Consider the following 26,425-nt stretch of genomic DNA (forward strand, 5'->3'; position numbering starts at 1 on the left):
GACAAGTAAAGCAAATATGCATAGCCTAATCTACCGAATCAGGCTCTTGGAAAATTTAATTGATCCATTGTGATGTACCTACGGCACAATATCGAAAGCTGATGGCTGTTACCAAGCTTTCATACCTACGGCATGATGCTCTTAAGCCTTTGGTAAAGGTTTGGTGATACTCCATAGCAAGCTCCGCATGAAACCGCTGATTAGGTGGATTTGAGTTGAAACCTCAAGACTAGTGGTTCCGCAGCATAGCTGTCGGAACAACGGCGAAGCATTCTCGGATTCAAATAAAAGATTGCGTCACTCTAATGACACCAGTACTCACAGAGATAGTAAATAGTTTCTCACAGAAACCACGGAACTCTCAGAAAAGCCTTTTTTCATTCGGGGTGTTCGGTGCGTTCCGTGAGAAATAAAATCTACTGACAAGAAAGCATATAATAAAGTAATAAAATTATGGAGTCCGCTTTTCATCGAGAAGCGGATTTTTTTGAGCCTAAAATTGAATAAAAAGTTAAGGTAACTGAATCGTTTTAGGAATGGGAACCCTCCGTTTATTAATTATGGTGGAATATCATTCGAAGGTATAAGTTGGTCAAAATAGGATAAAGCAAAGGACGTATTTGGAGAATCATACGTAAAAATACCCAATTTGGGGTATTTTTTTGTTGGTATTTAAATTATAGATTTGATGTGTTGCTAACCTTAGTGTTTATAAGAATGACTTTCTTTTATCTTACCAATTTTTATGACCAATCTCTCCCGCATGTCATCCATGCGCTAGGATGCCCAGATATGCCTGACATGAATGAGTTGAGTTACTTAGGGCCTTATAATAACTGCTCGGAAGCATTAAGAAGTGCAGGAAAAAAGGTGACTAATGCTACTGTATGTGCGTGTTGCTGCGAAAAACTCAAAGCGTCAATTTTAAACAACAACTCATGCTAATTCTCCATACGGCAGTGGGCTGCTGCTCTATCCGACTGCGGAGCTAAAAGGTTGGCTTGGTTTCAGACCGGAATAGATAGGTTAATGCATATTGCTGGGTTAAGCCAAAGGGCCATCAGTCCATTTCAGGAAGTTGGTTTGCTAAATAGTAGTAGGGCTCAAAATGATGGTGAGTAAAGACCTTTTCATTATTACTCGGGTAGATGGATTGATATTCTTGATCGGCTTTTAGCACGATGTGGTTTCCCGTTCTGCTGTAATGGTTGGAGTTGACATATTGTGGAGGGACAAATTCAGGCAAGACACTTTTGACTTGTTTTGCGACCATATTACCCAAGTGTTTTTGATAACGCTTCTGGGCTTTTATAGTGGGTTTTGTGAGCCTTCCGTAAGCATATTGCAGTGCGATGTTTTTCGGGAATTTTTGTTTTTTTAAGGATGATTTAATGGTAGAAAATGGGTTTAATGTAGCAAAATCATCCATGTTTTGGATGGAGATGGGCGTTTGAGGAACCCAATCTTCCGAAGAAACCACATTATAGGCCCAGCCGCCCATGGTGGCAGATTCATAAGCATAGGCAAAATACAAATTACCAGGCTTTGGGGCAGCGCTGGAATAGGTTTTAATGACAAAATCTGCTGGAAACTGCTTTTTTTTCTGTAGTGATCTCAAATGGGCAGTGAGTAAATAGCTAATTGCTCCGCCTTGACTATGACCAGTAATAAGGAGTTGTTTATACCCACCCTGATAGAGAGAGTCTAGTTTTGGGAGGATGTCCCTACTCAAGAAGGCTGTACCTATCAACCATCCTACATGTACCGCTGCTTTTGGGTCAGTGGCAAGCTCATAATCGAAGGTGAAATCAGAGGAAAGCTGCAAGCTTCCCTTTGCCGGAACCATGGCTGCATAAAAGTTTGCTAACCAACTGACAGGGTCTGCGGTCGTTCCCCGGATACTGAGAAGGGCTGTTTGGTCGCCGATCCATAGCTCCCAACGGTTTTTTAGCCCCATTTCTGGAGAACGGTATAGGCGTTCAAATTTTTGTGGGGAATCAATACTTTTTAATGTGTCTATTTGTGAAGCACCTACTCGGATCATCTCGAGGTACTCTTCCTTGTCAAAACCCGGCTGTAGGGTTTGCGCAGTGAGGGCAGCAGGTGTGCCTAAAACCAGTATCAGCAATAACCAATGCATTACTAAATATACTCCATTAGTCTTTTACATCAAAAAAGCGGATTTTTCGGTATTTCACAGGGAATGATAGGCTGACAAAGTAAAGCTCGTCCATCAGTAGACTTTTTATTTTCCAATCAGAAAATCCTCCCCCTACTTCGTATGGGATATACTGAGTGCCGTCGAGGCAGTTGATGGCGTGTAGATTGTCCACCATGCCGATTGAGGTAGCTTTTAGTAGGGATTCTTTCCGCGTCCACAATTTGTAAAATTCATGCCGAGGTGAATAGGCATTTTCAATATAGTGAGCCTCAGGTTTTGTGAAACAATTGTTGATAAGGGAAAGAAAGTCAAAACCACTATCGACATACTCTATGTCCACTCCCAGTTCGTCTCTGCTAAACCCGAATATCACCCAATCATTGGAATGGGAAATATTAAAATGGATGGTTCTGGTGTCTTTGAGGATTGGCTTTTTATTGATCCCTTCGACAAATTCGATATCAATCGGAGCTTTGTTCAAATACTTTGAGAGGAAGATTTTCAGGTATCCTTTGCCAATAATATACCTTACCCGGTCACTTTCCCTTTGGTACCTGTTCATGGTTTTTATTTCCTGTGCTGTGAGGTGTTGTTGGATTTGCTCCAAATTATTCATCACTTCTTTGACAGAAACTCTCCACAGATCGACATGCTCATCGATCAAGTAATTCGATTGTTGGTTCCAGGTGGGAAGTAAAACGGTGCTGCAATGAATCTTACTGATATAAAGTTGGCTATTCATGGGACACGTTTTATTCTCCAATAATTCAAAGAGTAAACGCCATTCTCATTAATGAAATTTTTGTTTACTTCGTTTTTTAACTGTTCACTCCTGTTACTAAAGACAGGTAGTACGGTAGTTTTTTTATTCATTCGTTAAAATCGGTTTTCCATTATTCTTGGAAAGCTAGTAGATATCAGCATTCGTTGGTATTTTTATAAGATACTATGACCAAGATTGTACTTAATTGATCTTCGATAGTTATGTTGGTGTCACTTGGATACCTAATGATGCCCTTACTAATCTAAAGTAAATCTAGCTAATTTTTAAATCAATAAAAATGTATTTTATATTAAAAAAAATGATTTTAAATAAATTGTGGTTCAAGTGAGCTAAAACAGTTATCATCCTTTGTAAAAAGTATATAACATCAAGAATAAATTGTCTTTTATTGAGAGTGATTATAGGGTCAAATAATTAGGGTGCAAAATCGGCACCTCTTCATGGTGCCGATTCTGAAATTGGGCTGCTAGAGGTCACTGTTGAGTAGCGATTGTAGTTTTTGGGCAAATGGCTTTACAAATGGCGGGTCAAACATGCTGTTGTGGTCTCCGTCTACATCGATTACTTTTACGGAGTTGGCGTACGAGGACCACCCGTAAAACTCCGCGTCTTGGACAGCAGTGAGCTTGATCTTGGCTTTGAAGAGTACCAGGTCCATGTCGATGGGGGCCAGCTTGTAGTTTTCTATAGCGTCCGTGTTGATCTTTTTTATTTTTTTGATGATCGCTGCCCTATCCATAGGGTCTTTTTCTTTTTGAATCCCCATTTTGATTAATATTTCCTCCGCCTTTCTCTTGATCATCCTTCCTTTGGTAATGCGGAAAGTCTGTGGAGCATTTACCAATAACTGCATTTCTACCTTTCTTTTTTGGAATTCTTTCGCAGCCTTCTCAAGGAAACCACTGGAAATAGCGGTTTCTTGATCTATACTAGTGTCAAAGATGATCAGTTTGCCCATTTTTTTATTGCGTTTGATCAACTGCTTGGCCATTTCAAAAGCCACATATCCTCCAAAAGAATATCCGCCGATATGATAAGGACCTTCCGGGTTATGCTCGATGATTTCGTTGACATAGTGGGCAGCGATATTTTCCATGCCGATGTTGGGGCTATCTGTGCCGTTAAGTCCTTTTGCTTGAAGGCCGTATAGCGGCTGGTCTTTATCTACATGGTCGATAAGCTTAAAATAGTTGGTGATGTTGGCAGCTACGCCATGGACCATATAGATTGGGGCTTTATGGCCGGAGGGCTTGATAGGGAGCAGTGAACTCCATTCTTTGTTTTGCGCTTGTGTTTGGTTTTTATTGTCCAAAATTGCCGCAAAACCCCGTACCGTGGCATGTTTAAAGATCGTCGTCAAGGGTAGTTGGGCATCGATTTTTTTATCCAATGTGCTCATGACTTCTACAGCGAGGATAGAATGCCCCCCCAATTCGAAGAAGTCATCGTCCAGATCAATGAACGGTAGTTTTAATTTGTCCTGCCATATTTCACTGACCAGCATTTCATTCTCCGACCACGAAGAGCGATCACTGGCTTTGTGTTCCTTCGCTTCAAAAGTCGGAACTGGCAAGGCTTTTTGGTCGATCTTTCCATTAGGTGTGAGCGGAAAATGTGTTAGGGCGACCCACTCCACAGGCACCATATAATCAGGGAGTGATCTCTGAAGGAAAGATTTCCACAGGAGGGTTTCATCATTGGGTGGCCTCTCCGCAGATTGGTTTTTTCTAATGATGTATGCAATGAGATGCTTAGGACCGGCAGTACCTTGGATAATGGAGACGTGAGAGGCCGTCAAGCCGTCGATAAGATTTATCTGTTGCTCGATCTCTCCGAGTTCGATGCGGTGGCCTCGGATTTTTACTTGAGTATCGATTCTTCCCAAGCATATTAATTCCTCGTTGGAGTTTATTTGCCCCAAGTCTCCGGTTTTGTATAATTTGGGATGGGTAGAATCAAAAGGATTATTGATAAACCGTTCCTTGTTAAGTTCTGGTCTTTGCCAATATCCTAAGGCTACCCCTTTTCCTCCGATATATATTTCTCCTATTTCTCCAGGACTGACAGGCTGTTGGTGTTCGTCAAGAAGGTATATCTGTGTGTTATGGATGGGTTTGCCGATGGAGTTGTACGCTTCTGGCTTATCGATGAGCTTGATGGTGGAGAATATAGTGGTCTCAGTAGGGCCATAAGCATTCCAGATTTCGTCAGTGATAGGGAGGAGCTGTTCGATAAGCTTTTGGCTAAAGGGTTCGCCTCCAGATACTATTTTCAGGGGCAAATGACTCTCCCATCCTACTTGAAGGAGCATTTGATAAGTTGCAGGAGTGGAAAATACCCGTGTGATGTACTTTTCTTTAAGTGCTTTGAGCAATAACCTTCCGTCTTTCTGGGTAGGGGTGTCTGCCACGACCAGTGTGGCTCCATTTCCTAAGGTAGCCACGATTTCCATTCCGGCCACATCAAATGAAATGGTCGTAATGGCCAGTGTCCTGTCTGATTCGGATACATTAAAAATGTCTTTGGCACTATAATAAAAGTTGATAAGGTTTTGATGGGAGACCAGAACGCCTTTTGGCAGCCCTGTACTACCTGAAGTGTACAGTAGGTACAGCGGGTCGTTTTGAGTGAGCCCCACCTCTTGGTACGTGCTGGAATATACCGAAGGGTTGTCCATAAATGTCTCCATAACCAAATGGGAGATGTCTTCCGGAACTTCTCCAAGTAAATCCCTCGACGTGATTATGGCCTTGGCAGCACTGTCTTCTAGCATGTGCTTGATTCTTTCCTTGGGGAGACTTGGATCAATTGGAATGTAGACCGCACCGGATTTAATGGTTCCTATCAGGGCCATGATCAATTCCGCTGATCGGGGAAGGAATAAACCTACTCTGTCCCCTTTGTTGATGTTTTGTTTTCTAATGAAGTCAGCAAACTGGTTGGAGAGCTCATCGAGTTCTGCATAGGTGAGTTTTTGTTGTTGAAATTCTACTGCAGTTTTTTGAGAGTACCGAACGGCGCTTTCATGTAGGATATCGGCAAAAGAGCCTTTTTGAGGAACTTCCAAGGTGGTTTTGTTCCAGCTGCGATAAAATTCCAGCACCTCGTTTTTGTCACGCAAGGAAATCTCCGAAATCCGTAACTCGGGAGACTGGGTTACCGAGTCCAGTAGATAGCTGAATTCTTCCATCATGCTCACAATACTTTCTTTTTTGAAAAGAGTCGTATTGTAGGACCATTCAAATCTGCAATGGTCCTTATTGTTGGTGAGATTCAGTGCGATTTCAAAATTGTCATAGGCCCGAGGATTGCTGATCAGCTCAAAATCCAAGTTGTCAAACGCTACATTGGAATCCATTCCCAAGTCTAGGTTCAATACCACAGGAACCAAGGTAGTTGAAGAAAGGTCCCGTTTTAGGTTAAGTTTATTAAGTAGGCTGCTATAGGTAAGTAGCTGATGATCGTAGCAGTCCAGGATAAATTCGTTGCGCTGCTTTAGGTGCTGCAAGAAGGTGTCATCAGGAGAAAATCGGCTGGGAAGAGGCAGTAGGTTTACACAGTGACCGATTAGGTTAAAATGCCCCATGGCGGGTTGTCCTGCTGCCGGAACACCCAATACCACCTCGTTTGAACGGTATTTTTTGGAAAGAAATACTTCAAAGGCAATGATGAAAGTATTCACCATTGAGACATTGTGCTGCAGGCCCAGTTGCTTGATTTTGTTGATTTGCTCCGAAGGGATGTTGAAGTCAAGTCGAGCACTTTTATAACTCTTTATTTCTGGTCTTGGATAGTCGGTGGGAATCTTAAAATCTTTCGATACATCCTTGAATTTATCAAGCCAGAATTGTTCTGTCGATCGTTGTTCCTGTGTGTTTTCCCTCTTGTGTATCGCTTCGCAATAAGTGCCCAGCGAATTGGCTTTTGCCAGGTAAGTGGGTGAGTAGGACAATTCGTTGTTATACAGTTTGCTGAGTTCTTCCAATATTACACCTAGTGACCATCCGTCACCAATGATATGGTGTATGGTGAAGGTGAAGTGATATTCTTTTTCCCCCAATCGGTGAATCGCCAAACGAAAAAGCGGCCCGTTTTCGAGGTCAAAAGCGGTGTTTACGTTTTCTTGTAGGAAGTTTTTCAAATAGGCTTCCTGATCGGATTTGGTCAAAGAAGCGATGTCTTTGGTGATCAGCTCTGGCTGGAGATGCTCCTGGATGAAGATCGACTTTCCGTCCTTGCTAAAGGTGGCCCTAAGCGCTTCGTGCCGGACGACGAGTTCATGTATAGCCCTTATGAAATGCTGTTCGGAAAAGGCCCCACGGAACAGTAGAGAGATGGATTGGTTATAGGATTTGTTGGCTTCTTTCCCGCCGATTTGACATGCCAGCCATATTTCTTTTTGTGAAGCTATAGGAGCAAAGACCCTTTCAAGTGCGGTGGTTTCAAAAGGATCAAAATCTACCTGCTTAAATTCGTAGTCGAGTAGTTGTTTCATGACAGGAATAGTTAAAAGTTTTTAGGGGCCAATTGAAGGTACTTGCCTGGCCGCTTAGGATCAGGGACAAACCACGCCGCTGTCCCCTCCGGGGTCTTGCCGAGTTTGGCCCCAGGTAGTGGAGGAATACTGTTTTCTATATTTATTGAAAAGCGTTGGGAAAGCCCAGGTACCATATCGTCCCAAAATTCCGCTTTGGCCATATTGCAGAAGCCTTTTTTGATTACGTGAACAATGTTATCTATATCGGCGTCCACATAGGCTTCAGTAGCGAAACAGGGAAAACCATCATAGATATGGAGTCCCATTTCCCTGAAAGTGCCAAAGAGCAGTTCTGTAAATGGAAGTTCTTCCTTCCACTTGATTTTCCACATTGAGCCAAAGTGTCCAATGTAGGCAGGAAGTCCGTTTGATTCAAAAAAGCTGTCCAGCTCATTGGCCAATCGTTGGACCTTGTTCCCGAGCGCTAGCTGGAGTTTCCCTGCGTCATTCTGGATGTGCTCTAAGGTAGCCTTTGCCGCAGCAAGAGCTAAGGGATGGCGTACAAAAGTCCCCGCAAAGTAAGTGACGCCTACTTCCGGTATGCTGTCATCTCCGTATTGCCATTGCCCACCATCCAGTGCATTCATGAATCTGGAGCTACCAGCTATTACGCCAATGGGGAGTCCGCCTCCTATCACTTTGCCGTAGGTAGCGAGATCGGCCTTTATCCCAAACAGTTCTTGGGCTCCTCGGGGATGCATGCGGAATCCCGTGATCACCTCGTCAAAGATCAATGCCGATCCGGAAGATGCGGTGATCTCGCGGACTTTGCGGAGAAACTCCACCGGCTGGAATTCTGGCCGACGGCTTTGGACCGGCTCCACTAATACAGCTGCAATTTCGGCCTTTCTTTCTTCAATGACCCTGAGGGACTCCTCTGTGCCATAATCGAGCACCAGGATATTTTCTACGGCCTCGGGCATGATGCCTGCTGAGGCAGGGATCGATTTTAGACTCTTGGTGCCTCGGACGATTACCTCGTCAAATATGCCATGATAAGAACCGTTAAATGCGACTATCAAAGAGCGCTGGGTGATGGTCCTTGCGATACGGAGAGCCCCCATCACTGCTTCTGATCCCGTGTTGCAGAGCGCCGAGCGTTCGTGACCTGTGATGTCACAGACGAGCTTGCATACTTCCCCGGACAGTTCATGCTGGGGGCCGATTTCATAGCCCTTTGTTAGTTGATCCTGAATGGCAGTATTGATAAATGACGGGCCATGGCCAAAAAGCACAGACCCGAAGCCGTTCAGGACATCCAAGTATTCGTTTCCATCAATATCCCAAAGACGACTACCTTTTGAGCGGTTGACCACCAAGGAGTAGACGATTTCCTTGATGACGGGATTAAAGCCATTCACCACCCTGGGGTCAGCCATGTGCGGACGGTTTTTCTGGGTGTATTCCTTGCTGGATTTGGTCTTGGAAGTATATCGTTGAGTAAACTCCGAGATAAAACTTAACTGCTTTTCGCCTAATGCCTGGCCTTTTCGGTCGATCTTCGCAGCAGCACCAAAAGGCTTGCTGGTTTTTTGGATGTCCTCATTTAAAAGGGCTTTGGCGGGAACGGCTTTTTCAGGAATTTCCTTGGGGGCTGAATAGTGGGGCAGAGCGCTTGCAGCTGTAGCAGGTGCTGTATTTGCTTGGGCCGCTGTGCCTTGAAGCAGCGCGATTTGTTGACTGAGCAATTCCAACTGCTTACCGATAAGCCCAATGGTGGCTTGTTGCTGTTGGGAATAAACATGTCCTTCCGTTGGGGCAGGAGTAGCTGTGTTGGTTGGTGTCGGTGGAGCTGTGTTGGTGTCCAGTGATGGAGAATGCACAGGGGGTGTTTCAGGCTGAAACTGATCAGGAGGAAGGTGTTGGTCCAAGTGATCGGTCAAAGAAACGATAGAATTGAAGCGGGAGCTCAGCTCTCTAAAAGAAACAGGCATCCCGAATTCCCTTTTGAGATTAAAAGAGAGTTGGGTAAGTAACAATGAGTCCAGCCCCATTTCTAAGAACGTGGCATCGTCAGGCTGGTCCGAAAAGTCCATTCCTGAGACCTCTTCCATTACTTTTTTGATCTTTTGGGAAATTAGGGCTGTTCTCATAACCGTCGGAGATTCTTTTGGTATTGGGGTTGAAGGTGTTGGAAGACTGGTGGCAGCCATGATGGTCCTCTGGTCTTTTTGTTGTGGTGGAGGGGCTATCCAGCAGGTTTTCCGATCAAAGGCATACGTAGGGACATCTAGTCTTATGCGTTTTTGTCCGTAATAGAATTTTCCCCAGTCGACATGTAAGCCTTGGTCAAGTATTTCGCCCATGGAGTGGAGCAGTGTGGAATATTCATGGCTATCTGACTGCCTGTTTAGGCTGTTTATTACGGTTGCCTTCTTGGAGGAAGGATGTTGTTTTACAAGTGAGGAAAGTACATTCCCAGGACCTATTTCCAATAAGATACCGGTAGGCCATATATCCATCAGCGTTTCTATGGTCGGGCTGAACAGCACTGTTTTTCGTAAATGCTCTGTCCAGTATTCAGCTGAGGTGGCTTCAGTCTCGGTCAAGCGCTGAGAGGTGACTGTCGAGTAAATAGGTAGCTGTGGTGCCTGAAGCGAGCATTTTTTTATTTCCTCCTTAAACGCCCCCAGAATGGGATCCATCATGCTGGAATGGAAGGCATGACTGGTGAAGAGTTTTTTATGGAGAAGGCCATGCTTCTGGAGCGTTTTGCCAAATTCGTCAATATTGCTGGAAGGTCCGGCTACCACACAAAGTTGAGGTGAATTTACAGCTGCCAAAGAAAGACCTTCGGTCATTAACGGGGCTACCTTTTCTTGTGGAGCCCTCACGGATAGCATGTCGCCGTTCGGTAGATCAGCGACGAGCTTCCCTCTGACGGCCACGATACGGGTGACCTCTTCAAGTGTAAATATTCCTGCTAGGTGAGCCGCCACAAATTCCCCGATGCTGTGTCCGGTAAGTGCTACAGGAGAGATTCCCCATGACATCCATTGCTTTGCGAGGGCATACTCTATGGCAAATATAGCTGGTTGGGTATATTTGGTGTTTTTCAAGAGTGATTCAGCTTCTTCGGTCACCTGCGCTGGGTAGATGATATCCAATAATTCCCTGTCCAAATGGGCGTCAAATAAGGAGGCACAATGCTCAAGGGCCTCTCTGAATACAGGAGCTGATTCCAAGAGATCTTTCCCCATATTGAGGTATTGGGATCCCTGCCCAGGAAAGAGAAACAAGGGTGATTGGGGAAGGTTTTTGACCGTATTGATCTTTAATTTCCCTACTTCCTTTTCACTTAATTGTGCCAAAAGGTCTTCTTGGTCCTTAAACACTAAGTGGTTTTTCTTGGGGAAATCACTTGGTTTGGAATGGATGGAATAAGTAAGGTCGTCAAGGTTTATCGGGCCATTTGAAGAAATAAAATTCTTTAGCTTTTCCCTGTATTTTATGATGCTTCCTTCTGATTTGGCCTGTAAGGCGATGAGATGGTAAGGGGCAGAGGAAGGAGTGGATTCCTTTTTGGTCGTTTGGTATTCTTCCAAAATGACATGAACATTAGTGCCTCCAATTCCAAAAGAGCTGATGCCTGCTCTCCGAGGAAACTTCGCTTTCCAATCGGTAGTTTTGTCTACAATATAAAATGGGGTCGAGCCAAAATCGATATGGGGATTTAGTTTTTGGAAGCCCAGTGTTGCAGGCAGCTTTTGATGATGGATGGAGAGGGCTGTTTTGATCAGCCCTGCGATACCGGCTGCTGCGGTAATATGGCCGAAGTTGCTTTTTACCGAACCTATGCCGCAGGTGAATCCTGTGTTTTTGGCCTGCTGGAAGGCCAGTTTTAAGCCTTCCGTTTCGATGGGATCTCCCAGAGGAGTGGCCGTTCCGTGTGCTTCGATATAAGAGATCGATTCAGGTGTTACATTACCGTCCTGCATGGCAGAAAGGATGACGTCGGCTTGTCCGTGGGCACTTGGCGCCGAAAAGCTCCCTTTGTCTCCGCCATCATTATTGATGCCTATTCCCTTTATGGTAGCATAGATATTGTCACCGTCTTCAATGGCCTTGTCCAGGTCTTTTAACATGATCGCACCAGCTCCATCACTAAAGAGTGTGCCGGATCCGTTGGCGTCAAATGGACGGCAGTGGCCGTCCTTACTGAAAATGGCTCCTTCTTGGTAAAGTGATCCGCTATTGATGGGAGAGGTCACGGATGCGCCTCCTGCAATGGCCATTTCACATTGGCCACTTCGGATACTTTGTACGGCCTGAGCCACTGCTAAGAGCGAAGTGGAGCAGGCGGAATAGACACTTACTGCAGGGCCTTTTAAGTCAAAGTGGTAGGCTGTTCGGGTGGAGATATAATCTTTTTCATTGAGCGTCATTACCTGAAATTCACCGGACTCTTCTATGAGATCCCTATTGGGAAGGATGTTCTTTTGAAAATAGGTGTTGGTATTCGTTCCGGCAAAAACCCCGATTTTGTACCCTTTCTCATCTTGTTTCAAATAACTTTTTTCCAGTAGTTCCCAAGAAAGTTCCAAAAACAAACGCTGCTGGGGATCCATCAGTGCGGCATGTTTCGGGTTGATACCAAAAAAAGCAGGGTCAAACTGATCCGCATTGGCCAGTACTCCTCTGGCTTTTATATAATTGGCATCTTCGGATAGAGAAGGGGGAATGCTGGGATCCAGATCTTCTTTGTCAAAGAACGTAATTGTTTCCTTTTCGGAAACAAGGTTGTTCCAGAATTCCACGGTGTCTTCTGCACCTGGAAATCTTCCTGTCATGCCAATGATAGCAATGGCGTTGGTAGGGTTTTTCTGAAAGGAAGCTTTGGAGGATGGTTCCTTCGGGTCGGTGGCAATATATCCTGCTAGCTTTTGGGGCGTGGGGTATTGATAGATTTTGGTGACAGGAACCTCGATGTTCAATAAGAGCAGCAGGTCATTGGATAATTTTTGGGCCAAGAGGGAATTTCCCCCGAATTCAAAGAAATTGTCCTTGAGGCCGATAACATCGTAGTTGAGCAGTTTTTGAAACACCCCACATATCTCCTTTTCCTCACTGGATACTGGAGGTATTAATACAGCTTCTATATTTTCTCTTTTGTTTATAGGGGAAGGGAGGCGCTTTTTGTCGACTTTTCCGTTGGTATTTCTGGGGAAATCAAGCATCGGAATATAAACCGAGGGCACCATGTACTCAGGGAGACTGCTGCTTAGCTTCTTGTTCAGCTCTTGGCTGGTATAAGAGTGCTCAGGTGCTTGGTAATAGGCCGCCAGGTATTTTTGGCCATCTTCATAGGATTTTGCCAAGACCACTGCTTGGAGAATGCCTTCTATGTTACTGAGGGAAACCTCGATTTCCCCAAGTTCTATCCTGTGCCCCCTGATTTTGACTTGATCATCTTTCCGGCCCAAAAACATGATTTCACCTTCTTTGGTTATTTTAGCGATGTCTCCGGTTTTATAGATCCTTCTCCGCTTATTGTCAGGGAAAGTGACCCAAGTGAATTTTTCCGCGGTCAGTTCTTCCCTGTTAAGGTAGCCATTGGCAAGGCAGGGACCCGATATGCAGAGCTCTCCTTCTTGGCCGGATTCCAAGATACGGTCATGCTCATCAAGGAGGATCATTTGGGTGTTGGCGATCGGGAATCCTATGGAAGGGAGATTTGGCCATCCATCCACCTCACTGGCGGGCAAAACGAGCTGGGTCACTATTACTGCAGCTTCTGTTGGCCCGTACTGGTTGAAGAGCGTGGTGGTGGGGAGTGCTTTAAAAAACTCCCTGATCTTTGGGGTAATGACCAATTGCTCCCCTGCTGTGAAAATTTCCTTGAGAGATGTTGGATAATTGTCCTTCAGTACCGCAGTATTGGCGATCGCCTGAAAGCTGATGAATGGCTGAAAAATTCGATGAATTTGGTTGTCCTGGATAAAATCCAATAATCCATTAGGATCCTTGGTGAGCTCGTCGCTGATGAGGTACAAGCTCCCTCCAGTGACCAATGTGCTGAAGATCTCTTGGAAAGATACATCAAAAGAAAGCTTGGTAAATTGAACGGTATTGATGCCAGGGCCTGAGATGGAGTTCTTGGCCTGCCATTCCAGTAGGTTTACGAGTGAGGCATGAGGCACGCTGACGCCTTTTGGCTCCCCGGTACTTCCTGAGGTGAAAATAACATACGCAGTGGATGCAGCAGTACATCGGACCGAAGGAGATAAGATAGGGTAGGTCGCAGAAATTGATTTCGAAATATCTATATACTGTAGGTCTTCCGAAACCTTGCCCAGATTATGGCTGTCTGTCAATACCAATTTTGTGTTTGCCGCTTGGCACATGAACTTCTTCCGCTCAGTGGGCAGTTCGGGAGCAATGGGCACATAAGCGGCACCGCATTTGAGAATGGCCAGAATTGCAATGATCATGTCCATTGATCGGTGGGTGCTGATCCCTATGTGATCCCCGGCGAAACCCCAGTTTCCAAAAGTAAATGTGCCAATTGGTTACTACGGTCTTCGAGCGACTGATAGGTAAGGTACCCTTCTTGAGAAACTACCGCTTTCAGTTGAGCTACAGCGGCTACATTTCTACGAAGTAAGTCGATCAATGTCATTTCGGGTACGTATAAAGTGTCCTTGGTATTCATAAGTCTAAAGAGAGAGTAGTACAAAAAAGAGGGCACCAGCTTCAGAGATGCGCCCATACAACCTTTTTACAACTAAATATAGCTATTTTAATACAAATAAAAATGTATTTTATATAATAAAAAATGATTTTAAGTTAAATTTTTGCGAATGCATATTCAGTGGCAATTAGACAGGTGTTTTGAAAGGTTGATATTGTGTTAAAAAATGCCAAAGAATGGTTTATGTTGAGATAATTTGGTGAAAAAGTGATGATAATTTGAGGATTGTCTAAAATAGCTTACTTTACATTATTGTAGGCTGTCTTTGTATGTTCCAAACAGCCAATGATTTTACCTTTGCATAAACCGGGTTAAACCCGGAATATGCATTAGCCTATCTATTGCGGTCTGAAACTGCTTCAAAATCAGTTGCTTCGCTGCTGTTTTCGATTTCACCATAGCTGTGCTATGCCTCAATCTCCAAACAGTCTGATTTTCTTGCAGTTTCAAACCTCATGACGATTCCTAATGCATAAACCGGGTTGAAGATTACCAAGGTTTGTTGATGACATCTTTTCTAAGGGTAAAAAAAACATTGTGGAGGAAGAACGTGATCATTGGCAACCATCATCTAATGTAAAATTTATAATAAAGCATTTAATTGTACTTCAATGGAAGTCGTTTTTTGGATCAGCATCTTTTTCTTCCAATATAGCCATTAAGATTATTATGGGCTTTTTTGCCTTGTACCTGATGCTGACATTTGGCTTTATGGGGGTGGGTACCTATTATTTTCTCGAAAAAGAGATGGAGCTAAATGCTTTTGAGATGGTCAATAAGCTTTTGGTTTATTATTGGGCATTTGATCTTATCTTCCGCTATCTGCTCCAAAAAATGCCAATCGTGCACATCAAACCACTGTTGTTTCTTCCGATCAAGAAACCCATCATCGTACAATATAGTATCTGGAAGACCATTCTTTCTTTTTTTAATATTATCCATGCCTTTTTCTTTATTCCCTTTTCGGTGGTTTTGGTCAGCAATGGTTATGACAGTGTTCCAGTGGCCCTTTGGCTTTTGGGATTTTATGCACTTTTGATGAGCAATAATTTTATTAATATCTTCCTTAACCGGGTAGATTCCGTGCTTTTTGGTGTCGCCGGGCTCATAGGGGCCTTAGGGTTGATGCAGTACTATGGGGTGTTCGATGTTTCGGTAATTACGGGGCCGATTTTCCAGTCATTTTATAATACGCCTTTTGTTGTACTGATTCCTGTGAGCTTTATGGTGGCCATGTATTGGGCAGCCTATCGTTACTTTAAGCGGCGGTTATATCTTGATGACGGCTTAGCGGTTAGGGTACAAGAAGCACAATCGGAAGATTTGGGCTGGTTGGACCGGTTTGGAAGCGTAGCTGTTTTTCTTAAAAATGACATTAAGCTGATCAAAAGAAACAAGCGTTCGAAGACGACAGTGATGATGAGTATTATGTTTGTTTTTTATGGGTTATTGTTTTTTACCAATTCCATCGAGGCTTATGAGGGGCCAGGTTGGCGGATCTTTGCAGGGCTCTTTGTGACGGGAGGTTTTCTCTTTAGTTTTGGGCAATATGTCCCGAGCTGGGACAGTTCTTATTACCCTTTGATGATGAGCCAAAATATCCGTTATCGGGATTATCTCAATGCCAAGTGGTGGCTAATGGTCATGGCGACAGTGGTTTCGACTATTTTGGCCTCTTTTTATGCTTATTTTGGTTGGGAAGTTTATCTGGCCATTTTGGTGGCAGGATTTTATAATGTCGGGGTCAATTCCTATATGGTCTTGTGGGGAGGAGCTTATGTGAAGACCCCCATTGACCTGACGAGCAATAAAGGCGCATTTGGCAGCTCTCAGGCTTTTAATGCCAAAACACTATTGCTTACCATTCCCAAAATGCTTGTCCCGATGGTTTTATATGTGATTGGACACGTGGTCAAGGGACCTTACCTGGGATACTTGTTGGTGGCGATAGCTGCTGTTCTAGGGTTTGCATTTAAAGAGAAGGTGTTCAATTTGATTGAGAAAAACTATAAAACAGAGAAATACAAGACCTTGGCAGCTTACAAGCAAAAAAATTGATTATTATGATAAATGTAGAAAATCTAACGAAAAGTTATGCTGGCGATCCAGTGTTGAATATGGAATCCTTGGAGATTCCTGCCGGAGAGGTGTTTGGGTTAGTGGGCAACAATGGGGCAGGCAAAACGACTTTTTTCAGTTTGCTCTTGGACCTGATCCGGCCCAGCAGCGGTCATGTACTGAACAATGGAGTGCAGGTCGATACCAGTGAGGACTGGAAGCCTTATACTTCGGCATTTATCGATGAGAGTTTCCTTATTGGGTATTTGACACCAGAGGAGTATTTTTATTTTATTGGCGAACTGCGCGGGCTGAACCAGCAGGATGTAAATGAGTTTTTGGAGCCTTTTGAAGACTTTTTTCATGGGGAGATCTTAGGAAGTAAAAAATTTCTCAGGGACCTGTCCAAGGGGAACCAAAAGAAAGTGGGCATTATTGCCTCTTTTATCGGGAATCCCAAGGTAATAATCCTTGACGAGCCCTTTGCCAATCTAGATCCCACCACCCAAATCCGGCTCAAAAAGATCATTGCCAGCTATAAGGAGGATGTGGAAGTTACCCTTTTGATCAGTAGCCATGACCTGTTACATGTCACCGAGGTCTGCCAGCGTATCGTAGTGCTGGACAAAGGCAAGGTGGTGCGGGATACCAAAACATCCGAATCTACCCTTAAGGAATTGGAAGGATTCTTTGCTGAAGAAATCCAGCCTACAGAAGGAGAATAGGGGAGGCTAGCGATGACCTGTAACCAGCCTGCGTGGTACATGAAGGCATTTACCCCAGACTTGATCCACTCCATAACCTCCCCTGACGACGGATTATAAAGGGCCTTTTACTCGTTGCCGATTACTGATACCCGCTTATGTCAGAAAGCTGCTTCATCCTGTTTTATGCTTTCGCTGCTAAATCCAGGAGAAAGGCATACTCCAAGGCCGTTTCTTTCAGCGAGTGAAACCTTCCCGAAGCTCCACCATGCCCAGCATCCATATTGGTATGGAGGAGAAGTAGGTTTTGATCTGTTTTTAGTGTTCGTAGTTTGGCGACCCATTTGGTGGGTTCCCAGTATTGTACTTGGCTGTCGTGGAGACCAGAAGTGACCAAAAGGTGAGGGTAGTCCTTGCTTTCTACATTGTCATAAGGCGAGTAAGCAAGCATATAGTCATAATACTCCTTGTTTTTGGGATTTCCCCATTCGTCAAATTCACCCGTGGTCAGCGGAATGCTTTCATCCAGCATGGTCGTTACCACATCGACAAACGGTACGGCGGCGATAACACCTTTGTAAAGTTCAGGCCGCATATTGATGACCGTGCCCATCAGCATTCCCCAGCACTGCCGCCCATGGCGAAAAGCTTCTTCGAAGAGGTGTACCTTTCGTTGAGCAGGTGCTCGGAACAGGCGATAAAGTCCGTGAAGGTATGCTGCTTTTTGAGCATTTTCCCATCGTCATACCAGTGTCTTCCCATTTCCTGTCCACCACGAATATGGGCGATGGCAAAGACAAATCCCCTGTCAAGAAGGCTTAGACGGTTAGAGCTGAACACAGCATCGGTGCTGAAACCATAGGAACCATATGCATACTGTAGCAATGGATTGGAGCTGTCCTTTTTGAAAGTATCGATTTTGTAGACGAGTGAAATGGGGATTTTTGTGCCATCTGGAGCCATGGCCCATATTCTCTCGGATTGGTAGCGGGAGGGGTCGTAGCCGCCCTGAACTTCTTGCTGCTTTAGCAGTTCCTTTTCCCGGCCTTCCATGTCATAGTCATAGGTGGAAGAGGGGGTCGTCAGGGAATTATAGCCAAATCGTAAAACTTTGGTGTCAAATTGAGGATTATAACCTAGCCAAGCCGTATAGGTGGGGTCGTCAAAGGTGATATAGTGGCATGCTGAACCGTCCCACGGCATGATTTGAATTCTTGTCAGCCCATTGGTGCGTTCTTCGAGTACCAAGTACTGCCCAAATACCTCAAAACCTTCCAGCAAAGTATCCTTTCGGTGGGGGACGATGTCCTTCCAGTGCTCTTTTCCTGGGCTATTGATAGGAGTTTTGACCAATTTGTAATTACTGGCCTTTTGATGGTTAGTGAGGATCATGAAGTGATCTTCAAAGTGTTCCACACTGTATTCCAGGTCGCGCTCCCGTTCCTGTATAAGTTGGAAGGAAGAAGTCGGCTGATGGGCGTCTAAGTAGCGGATCTCTGAGGAAACGGTGCTTTCGCTGACGATAAAGATGAAATCTTTGGATTTGGACTTGGCGACATGACAGGTGAACGTTTCATCGGCTTCCTCATAGACTAAAATATCCTTTTCCTGTGGCGTGCCCAGTGTGTGTTGGTAAATCTGAAAAGCCCTTAATGTATTGGGGTCTTGTTTGGAATAAAACAGGGTGTTGTTGTCGTTGGCCCATACCATGTTGCCGGTTACTTGGGAGATTTCGTCTGTTAGCGGAGTATCGGTGTTGAGGTCTTTTACCTTGATGGTATACACTCGTCTTCCGATATTATCTTCTGCGTGGGCAAGTAATTGTTGGTTAGTGGAAACTGCAACAGCATTGACATTGAAATATTCATGTCCTTGTGCTATTTGGTTGACATTCAGCAGGACCTCTTCGTTGTTTTGCAGCGAGTCTTTTTTTCTGCAAAAGACTGGGTACTCACCTCCTTTTACAAACTTGGTGTAGTAGAAATAGCCATCTCTAAAGTAAGGAACACTTTCGTCGTCTTCCTTGATGCGGTTTTTCATCTCTAGATAGAGTTCTTCCTGTAGTGGCTCCGTGTGATTTAGGCGTTCCTTTAGGTAGTCATTTTCTTCATTTATGTACTGGATGACATCTGGGTTTTCCCTGTCGTTCATCCAGTAAAAGGGATCTATTCGTGTGTGCTTGTGGTGGGTCAGTTCTTGGTTTTTGATAGGAGCCTTAGGAGCTTTTACTGTTTTCATAGATGGTTTTCGCTTTTCGAGATGAATTGCTGCAAATTTACGGTCTCGGTAAAAAGAAACCTACCATTGTCAAGATTTCCTGTGCCCCAATGCCAGTAAGTGGTTTTCTTCCCTACTGAGTAGATGATGTGGATGTTGGTTTTATCCCAGTTTATGCGCAGTGGCGTAGATAGGCTAATGCATATTCCGGGTTCAATGCCGTTTAGTTAGTGTGTATCTGGAAAATATGGGTTCTATATTTTTCCCTTGAGCAGTTATTTTTCTAGCTAAATTCCTAGGTGGTTTTCATCCCTTTACCTTTGTTACTTTTTTGCTTCAGGTCAAAAAAGTAACCAAAAAACCCCGCCGCTGTGCATCTATTGGCCTAAAATTAAAACCTTCCCTCATGCAGGCAAACTCCTCCTTTTTTAGCTGCCAATATTCTTTTTGGCTAGTATTTCGTCAAACAAGCCTGCCTTCTTGCCTACCCGCTTTTTAATTTCTAAACGCCCAATACCTGCAAGGCGGATCGGATTAATAAGTTTCTTATGGATAAATTATCATCATTATTCCATGTAGTGGTATATTTTCTTAAGTAACCAAGTTGAGCGAGAACTATAAGCCCCCCATAGCCAAAAAAGGTATCGCTTCCTTATTACGGCCCTTGGTATGCCTGTTTTCCAGCCGATGGTGGAGGCCGTTAAGAAAGTGAGTTGGCTCGCGTCGTGGAACAGCGAGACCCACTCACTTTTAGGTCGTAGCCATCGGGTGGAAATTAAAATGGGTGACGGATCTCGGTCGAAGGGTAAATCCATGTTCCATTTTAAAAGGCATACCACCGGCCTAGATTTTTTTCTTTCTTTTTTCATCAATGGAAAAAAGGAAAAGGATAAAATCCACCAAGATGATCAGGTTTCTCCAGCCAAAGTCAATCAAAAAAAGGACTTTTAGGTATATGAAAAGGAGGAAATGCCCTTAACTAAACGGCATTGGTTTCGGGTTAATCCGATTTTGGTGGAGAACCAAATAGAAGGTGCAGGTGATCACCTGCACCCTGAATTCCCTAGTGTGAAATTAAGTTCTATACAGCGGGGAGATATCAATGCTGACTAAGGTTTTTTTTAAGTGTTGCCTGTAAGAGGGACATTACCACGGTCAATACGCTAGCCGCAAGAATATTGGGTTTCACTTTCTTAATTGTTAGTTTATTTAATCTTATTTGATGTTGATATTTTACAATTCATAAATTATAGATTTATCCTGATTGTTTTCATGTTTTATTGAAATATAATTTGTAAATAATTTAAATTATCATAATATAATTTTATTATACTGATAATAGGTGTTTTTACTGGTGTTATTGCTGAATATTTTCAAGGACATAAAACATGATTATAGGCCGAATTACTTTTACCTATTGAATTGATAGCGAACTTGGAACGTCAGCTCGCTGAGATGTTTGCCTTTGACTTCTTGTAGGCCACTGCTAATGGTGTTACGGTCAGTATAGCTGGTCCTGGCCCAGCGAAGCCACAAGGTTAGTTTTCTCATGGGTTTATACTGGGTCAAGATGTAGTACCTCATTCCCTGTCCGTAATAGCTAGGGATAGAAAAAGCCCATAACACATTTTTTTCATAGACATACTGCCGATTGTCGTAATCATCTGTGTCAAAGAGCGCTATTCTTCCGCTCCATCTCCAGTTTTTGAATTCGACATTCAGGTCCTGGACAATCGTATAACCTTTGGTTAGTTGTTGGTCATAATCGAAGCTGCTCACCTGTACCCTTGAGCGAAGGGAAACATACTCGCTCAGGTCTGTGTCAAGGTTAAGCAGGTAATTGTACTTTTTCCCGGTACTGATCCGGTAAGTGGGCAGGTCATTGTGTGTTGCCGTCACATTACGGTCTTTCACCTCTTCCCTTATCTGAAAGTATAGCTCCATGGCCTTTGAAGGACGGTAACTTATCCGCTGGAGCCATTCATGGCCGGAGGAAGGGGCGTATAGACGGTATCTTATCCATGGGAATTTAAATTGGTCATAATAGCCGCTCCACTGGAGCTTTTTGGAGGGGTGATAGCTGAGACCGAGATAAATGCCCCTTTCATTGATAGGCCTGGAGCCTTCCCCAAATGCATTGCCATAAAAGCTGTGGAAATTCCTGTCATAATCCCTGATGTGGAGGACTATATCCAGCTGTTGGCTTAGGCTGCTCATGATTCCAGCGACATAGGCTGTGCCCTTGCTCTTGGAGAGTGCGGCTTCTCCGAAAAAGAAATGATTCTGGTAGTTGTAGGAAAAGTAGGTGCTGTGAATATGGTTTACTTTTCCCCTGAATTCAAATCCATTGTAGATACGAAGGTCACGATTATAGGTCAAAGGAAACCGAGTGGTCAAGCTGTTGATGCCAATTTGGAGGTTTTTGTCTCCGGAAGAGTAGTTGATGTTGACCCCAAGGTTTTGCTCGGTGGAAGCGGCCTTGCGGCTGATTTCTGACGTTGTCCGATGGTAGCCATTTTGGGGGAGAGAGGTCAGTTGATGAGGTGTCAATGTGGTGTCTATATTGGCATCCCTGGCCAATGATGAGGCCATTAGGGAGCCTTCAAATCGCCCTTTTTGGTAGGTGGCCGCAGCTCCCCTAAAAAAGCCCGTTTCCATAGAAGAAGTGTATGGCTTGATCCCTGTAGAGCTTCTTCTGGTGGTCGTGATGGTCTCAGCTCCTTTCCCTACGGAAAACCCCGCTCCAAAAACCAACCCTTGGCCATATTGTGCTTGATAGTCCCCGAGCGTGACTTGTTTCCAAGGGCCTTTGTCATAAAGCGTAAAATGGTAGCTGAGGAAGTTGAACCCAAAGCGTCTGGTGGATGGGTCCCATGTAAATTCCTCTCCTGCGTCCCTGTCCAAGGTGATCCCCATGCTGAAGTCACCACTGTGCTGCGTTCTGAACCTTAAGTACTGGGTGCCGGGCGGGCCTTGATACCTGTTCGTTAATGAGCCGTTTGATAATGTGTCAGGAACAGTAAAGCCTTTTCGTTTTTCCATAAAAACTCGGTGCCTATAAATAAAATAGGCTGTTTTCTCGGTGAGCATTCTTTTAGAGAGTGGCTGGGAAAACTGCTTTGCATTGTCATCCAAGCTTACAAATGGTTCCAGTTTTTTTATCGTTTGTGCGTCAAATGACGGAATCGCTTGTAGTTCATAAATGGACAAAAATTTTCCGTAAACATTACGATACTTAAAGAAGTCAGTCACCTGAAGCGGTGTAAGGATATAAATGGACTGAAGGTCATCTGGGGAGCAGCTGTTCAGGTCAATGGGGTTTAGGTATCGTTGGAGAAGGTTTTCATAGAGCTGTTCATAGTCCAAGTCCTCTTCCTGGAGTGAAAATAATTCTTCCGCAAAGGCCTCAATGTCAAAACTATCCTGGGCATGGCTTCTATCAGTGCTTATTATGACCAAGAATACTATAAAAATAATCTTATACTTCTTCATGGTCACTTTAGCTTATAGGTCATCGAAAAGTGATGCGTGTAGCCAAGGCGGTTGTTTTGGGCCACGGCATAGTTTATCTGGAACCGCTCAGGCTGGAAGCCGATGCCAAAGTGAAGATTGGAAGGGTTGGTCCTGATACCGCATCTGGCCCAGAGCTTTTCCATAAAATTATACTCCAAGCCAAGCTTGGCGATTGGGGATAATAAGATGTCTTTCTCAGCTTCCAGGTTAAGGAGTAATTTGCTAGAAGGTTGATAAGAAAGACCGGCCTTGATGATCGTAGGAAGGTAATCTTCCGAATTACTACTGTATTGGCTTCTGGTGAAGTTATAGACATGGGCCCCGAAGACCAGGTGAGGCCCCAAGATCGCTGTTCCCCCAAATTCAAATACAGGCACACCCCCTCTTCCATAACCCTCGATATTGGTTTGCAAATAGGATGCTTTCACTCCAAAGCTGGCTATGCCCAGTTGATTGGCGTATCCTATACCTACCGCTTGTTGGTTAAATAATGCGCCTCCAAAGTGAGAAAGAGAAACACCAAAATTCCCCTTGTCGGATGCAATTACTGCCCCCGCTCCAAGAGTGGTCAGCTCATTAAGGCCAAGCCGGTGATCGTAGCCTATCAGGAAAGAGGTGGTTTTAAGTCGACCCATTGCTCCCGGATTATTGAAGATACTCCAAGCATCTGTCAGCGTTACATGGGTATTGGCCAATCCGTAACTTCTGGCGCCTTTCGCAAAAACCTCAGAACCGTTCTGGCCATAGCTGTAATATGGCGCAATAAGGATTAAATACGAAAAAGCTTTTAAAATAAACTTCATAATAGTGAAAATAAACAGTAAAAAAATGTGTTTAAATTAAACTAAGAAAAATCTTGAAGAAATAAAAATATCCGTTCTTTAAAGGGGAGCCTTAATATTGATGAAAAAGCTTCCTTCCTGTTGGCTGTTGACGGAGTATTCAAATCGAATTACTTGGTCATAAAAAGTGATCAAATCGAGCCCCAATCCATATCCATAAAGGTAGGTATTGGTAAGTGCGGCATTTTCGGGGATGTGGTTGCGATCGTTGACGTAGCCATGGTCAAAATTGGCACTGAGGTAAGCCCTGATCGGGAAGGTGTTGAATTCCTCAATTGGGATCAGCTTAGAAATATCATAGGCCACATCCAGCAGTTTATACCTAAAGCTGTTTTTGTGGATGAAGGTTTGCTGGCCTTCGATCACGTAGATTTCATAACCCCGTATAAAATCAGGAGCATAGCCAATTCCACGAACCAAGGTATAGGGCTGCCTGGAGCTGAGGTAGCTGGATACAGAAATACCCGTTACCAAGTGCGTTTTATCGCTGAATCTAAAATACTTATTGGCAATCAACGAAATCTCTGTTTCATTGACGTCATCGTTAGTGAAGAGCCCGTACCTGGTCACGCCGACATTGATAAGTTCACCTTGTGTGGCATAGGCGATATTGTCCCTGCGGTCGTGTTTGAAGTTATAGGAGGCGTAGAAGTATTTTTGTCGTGTGCTGTCGTTGAGAAAATAATTCGGATTCTGAGTCAGTACCTCTTCATGGATCTTGGTATTGCTAAAACCTATGGTGAGGTAATTGAAATTATAGAAATTCCCCCTATAGGTGTATTGCAAACTGGCTCCTAGGTTTTTTCGGAGAATTTCCTCGTTTTCATTGGTGTAAAACACCTGTTTGTTTTGAGCTGATTTTACAGCTATGGTTTTATTGGTGTTATAGTTGATCCTGAAGGCAAGGCCATGCTCTTGTTCCTTATCGATATATGGAATGCTGTATGTCAGATCAAATGCTTGGGTGAATCCTAACTGCCCCATGACGCGCAGCTTTTCATTTCGGCCACCGACATTATTATGGTTGAGCTTCAAACCGTAATTTACCCTGGATAAGTCCCTGTTTTGATTGATCCACCATTCTGAGAAATTCCGGTCAGCAAGGTCAAATATAATGCTCGGGATCACGTACCATCGTTCTTTTACTGAAACCAATAACTCTACTTCTTCATCTTCTACAAAGAGAGGGGTGATTTCTACTGAGGTAAAAAGTTGCAGGTTATATATCCGTTGCTGATCTGTTTTCAAGATACGTAAAAAGTCCTCCCAGTCATAGACCACTCCTGGAGCTACGTTCATTTCCCTTAGGATGATGTTTTTCTGGGTTTTTTCGTTTCCGATGATAAAGACATTGTTGACGGAGACTTGCTCGGGGATCTTTAAGGCACTCGAGTCTTGGGAGACTGTATCTGGAGTCTGCGCCAGAGCTGCGTAGCCATTTATCAAAACCAAGCTGATGAGCGCCATAAGCAAGTAAATGCTTTTGATGTATCTTTGCGGTATTGATAAACGATATTGTTTCACGCAGTGGAACTTTGTTTAATGTTTCAGCCTTTTATTACCAAATGAACTAAATCTTGAAAACTATTTTAAGAAAAATAGCAGTTTTTCCAGTGTTGTTTTATCAGTACTTGATTTCGCCAATGTTTCCGGGAGCGTGTAGGTATACTCCTACTTGCAGTCAATATACGAAAGAGGCTATTCTCAAGCATGGCATAATCAAAGGAGGATGGCTGGGTATCAAGCGCATTGCCAGCTGTCATCCGTGGGGTGGCCATGGCCATGACCCCGTTCCTTAGTCGTTTTGAGTTGGGTTGCCTATTTTTAGTGCTCGTATTACCAGGATAATACCTCCCAAAACCAATGGGATACTCAGTGTTTGCCCCATGTTCAAGGTCAGGTTTTCTTCAAAGTCCACTTGGTTTTCTTTGAAAAACTCCCAGACGAAGCGCATTCCAAAGACAGTGATCAAGAACAATCCAAGCAGTAATCCGTCAGGAAGCTTTTCCCTGTATTTGTGCCAAAGGGCATAGAGCAATAGGAAAATGACAAAATAGGATAGAGACTCATAGATCTGTGTGGGATGCTTGGTCAGCCCAAATGTCCGGACTGTCGCCAAGTAATGGTCTCCTTCGTCTTTTAGTTCATAATCCAAAGGGGTGTTTTCAGGTTCTGCCATGTACTTTTCAGAACTGTTGAATTTGGTCAGGACATATTTTACGTCATTTTCCAAGGTCCTTTTCAAATCGGCTTCTTGATAGTTTCCCTTTTTGATTTCAATGTCAATATTGACGGGGACATGACCATTGCCCTGCAGTTCTCCGGAGCGGTCATCAGGTTTATAAGCAGAAACATGCTCCACGGGCACATTAAGGGTTTCCAGGATTTCTTCTATGCTATGGGCATAGACAAAGCCACTGTCAGTACCTGTAGGTTTGCCGCCAATCTCAGAATTCATCAGGTTACCAAATCTGATCAATGCCCCTGTCATGGCCACCACGATGACAATCCTGTCCACCACCCAAAGGTAGCGTTGCTTTGGTGTATTGCGCACATAGAGCCAGAGGGCTACCAATATGGCTATGGCAGCACCATGGCTGGCAAGTCCACCTTCCCATACTTTGAGGATCTCGATGGGGTTGCTGAGGTATTTTTCGGGTTCATAAAACAAGACATGGCCTAAGCGAGCACCAATGATGGTTGCCAAGACCATATAGATGGTGAGTTTGTCCACCAGCCTTTCATCATGGCCTTCTTTCTTGAAAATATAAATGATGATTTGCTGCGAAATGATAAAGCCAAGCGCAAATAACAGGCTATACCATCTGATCCTGTCAAAACCTGGAAAAACAGCCGGATTAGGGCTCCAGACTACGTAATCTAAAATTGTGCTGATCATTGGTCTAGTTAATTTCTGC

At 44.0% G+C, this 26,425-nt stretch carries 13 protein-coding genes and 1 pseudogene; 4 read left to right on the forward strand and 10 right to left on the reverse strand.

The window, feature by feature from the left end; all coding sequences use genetic code 11:
- Nucleotides 1-1,060 precede the first annotated feature (1,060 nt).
- The 5 genes from DN752_RS17120 to DN752_RS25000 form a co-directional block, all read right to left on the reverse strand.
- Nucleotides 1,061-2,140, reverse strand: a complete 1,080-nt coding sequence (locus DN752_RS17120; RefSeq protein ID WP_112785088.1) for a lipase family protein — start codon at nt 2,138-2,140, stop codon at nt 1,061-1,063.
- A gap of 16 nt (nt 2,141-2,156) precedes the next feature.
- Nucleotides 2,157-2,903 carry a 4'-phosphopantetheinyl transferase family protein gene (locus DN752_RS17125; protein WP_112785089.1) on the reverse strand — a complete coding sequence of 249 codons (747 nt, stop codon included), beginning with the start codon at nt 2,901-2,903 and terminating at the stop codon, nt 2,157-2,159.
- Between the two features lie 508 nt (nt 2,904-3,411).
- Complete coding sequence (locus DN752_RS17130) at nt 3,412-7,440, reverse strand: non-ribosomal peptide synthetase (RefSeq protein ID WP_112785090.1); 4,029 nt, start codon at nt 7,438-7,440, stop codon at nt 3,412-3,414.
- Nucleotides 7,441-7,451: 11 nt separating this feature from the next.
- Nucleotides 7,452-13,913 carry a polyketide synthase gene (locus DN752_RS17135; RefSeq protein ID WP_245949279.1) on the reverse strand — a complete coding sequence of 2,154 codons (6,462 nt, stop codon included), beginning with the start codon at nt 13,911-13,913 and terminating at the stop codon, nt 7,452-7,454.
- Between the two features lie 26 nt (nt 13,914-13,939).
- Entirely contained in the window at nt 13,940-14,134 is a 195-nt protein-coding gene (locus DN752_RS25000) for a hypothetical protein (RefSeq protein ID WP_245949281.1), read from the reverse strand.
- A 576-nt stretch (nt 14,135-14,710) separates the two neighbouring features.
- Between DN752_RS25000 and DN752_RS17140 the strand changes: the two genes are divergently transcribed.
- A complete protein-coding gene (locus tag DN752_RS17140) occupies nt 14,711-16,231 on the forward strand; it encodes a DUF5687 family protein (protein WP_262511681.1) in 1,521 nt (506 codons plus the stop codon).
- Between the two features lie 5 nt (nt 16,232-16,236).
- Nucleotides 16,237-16,956 carry an ABC transporter ATP-binding protein gene (locus DN752_RS17145; RefSeq protein WP_112785091.1) on the forward strand — a complete coding sequence of 240 codons (720 nt, stop codon included), beginning with the start codon at nt 16,237-16,239 and terminating at the stop codon, nt 16,954-16,956.
- A 163-nt stretch (nt 16,957-17,119) separates the two neighbouring features.
- Here DN752_RS17145 and DN752_RS17150 read toward each other — a convergent pair.
- Nucleotides 17,120-19,173: pseudogene (locus DN752_RS17150) on the reverse strand (S9 family peptidase).
- A 648-nt stretch (nt 19,174-19,821) separates the two neighbouring features.
- On the opposite strand from DN752_RS17150, the gene DN752_RS24535 reads away from it, so the two are divergent.
- Entirely contained in the window at nt 19,822-20,103 is a 282-nt protein-coding gene (locus DN752_RS24535) for a hypothetical protein (RefSeq protein ID WP_162633247.1), read from the forward strand.
- Between the two features lie 459 nt (nt 20,104-20,562).
- Here DN752_RS24535 and DN752_RS17155 read toward each other — a convergent pair whose 3' ends face one another.
- From DN752_RS17155 to DN752_RS17165, 3 genes are all read right to left on the reverse strand, one after another.
- The gene (locus DN752_RS17155) at nt 20,563-22,644 is read right to left on the reverse strand and encodes a helix-hairpin-helix domain-containing protein (RefSeq protein ID WP_112785092.1); all 2,082 of its coding nucleotides are present in this window, start codon (nt 22,642-22,644) and stop codon (nt 20,563-20,565) included.
- 2 nt (nt 22,645-22,646) lie between these two features.
- The gene (locus tag DN752_RS17160; protein WP_112785093.1) at nt 22,647-23,468 is read right to left on the reverse strand and encodes a PorV/PorQ family protein; all 822 of its coding nucleotides are present in this window, start codon (nt 23,466-23,468) and stop codon (nt 22,647-22,649) included.
- A gap of 78 nt (nt 23,469-23,546) precedes the next feature.
- Nucleotides 23,547-24,974 (reverse strand): BamA/TamA family outer membrane protein, encoded by a 1,428-nt coding sequence (locus tag DN752_RS17165; protein WP_170134461.1) that lies wholly within the window; start codon nt 24,972-24,974, stop codon nt 23,547-23,549.
- Between the two features lie 110 nt (nt 24,975-25,084).
- Between DN752_RS17165 and yidD the strand changes: the two genes are divergently transcribed.
- Nucleotides 25,085-25,306: a membrane protein insertion efficiency factor YidD gene (yidD, locus tag DN752_RS17170; protein ID WP_112785095.1), complete on the forward strand. Its 222-nt coding sequence runs from the start codon at nt 25,085-25,087 to the stop codon at nt 25,304-25,306.
- Here the strand turns inward: yidD and DN752_RS17175 are convergent.
- The gene (locus tag DN752_RS17175; protein ID WP_112785096.1) at nt 25,303-26,406 is read right to left on the reverse strand and encodes a prolipoprotein diacylglyceryl transferase; all 1,104 of its coding nucleotides are present in this window, start codon (nt 26,404-26,406) and stop codon (nt 25,303-25,305) included. The genes yidD and DN752_RS17175 overlap by 4 nt on opposite strands.
- Nucleotides 26,407-26,425: the final 19 nt, after the last annotated feature.

This window comes from Echinicola strongylocentroti, from assembly GCF_003260975.1.
Lineage (GTDB): Bacteria > Bacteroidota > Bacteroidia > Cytophagales > Cyclobacteriaceae > Echinicola > Echinicola strongylocentroti.

Coding starts and splice junctions, on each gene's coding strand:
- DN752_RS17175 (WP_112785096.1), bottom strand. CDS start 26,406: ATGATCAGCACAATTTTAGATTACGTAGTCTGGAGCCCTAATCCGGCT.
- DN752_RS17120 (WP_112785088.1), bottom strand. CDS start 2,140: ATGCATTGGTTATTGCTGATACTGGTTTTAGGCACACCTGCTGCCCTC.
- DN752_RS24535 (WP_162633247.1), top strand. CDS start 19,822: ATGCCTGTTTTCCAGCCGATGGTGGAGGCCGTTAAGAAAGTGAGTTGG.
- DN752_RS17145 (WP_112785091.1), top strand. CDS start 16,237: ATGATAAATGTAGAAAATCTAACGAAAAGTTATGCTGGCGATCCAGTG.
- DN752_RS17135 (WP_245949279.1), bottom strand. CDS start 13,913: ATGATCATTGCAATTCTGGCCATTCTCAAATGCGGTGCCGCTTATGTG.
- DN752_RS17165 (WP_170134461.1), bottom strand. CDS start 24,974: ATGGCGCTCATCAGCTTGGTTTTGATAAATGGCTACGCAGCTCTGGCG.
- DN752_RS17130 (WP_112785090.1), bottom strand. CDS start 7,440: ATGAAACAACTACTCGACTACGAATTTAAGCAGGTAGATTTTGATCCT.
- DN752_RS17155 (WP_112785092.1), bottom strand. CDS start 22,644: ATGAAGAAGTATAAGATTATTTTTATAGTATTCTTGGTCATAATAAGC.
- DN752_RS17160 (WP_112785093.1), bottom strand. CDS start 23,468: ATGAAGTTTATTTTAAAAGCTTTTTCGTATTTAATCCTTATTGCGCCA.
- DN752_RS17125 (WP_112785089.1), bottom strand. CDS start 2,903: ATGAATAGCCAACTTTATATCAGTAAGATTCATTGCAGCACCGTTTTA.
- DN752_RS25000 (WP_245949281.1), bottom strand. CDS start 14,134: ATGAATACCAAGGACACTTTATACGTACCCGAAATGACATTGATCGAC.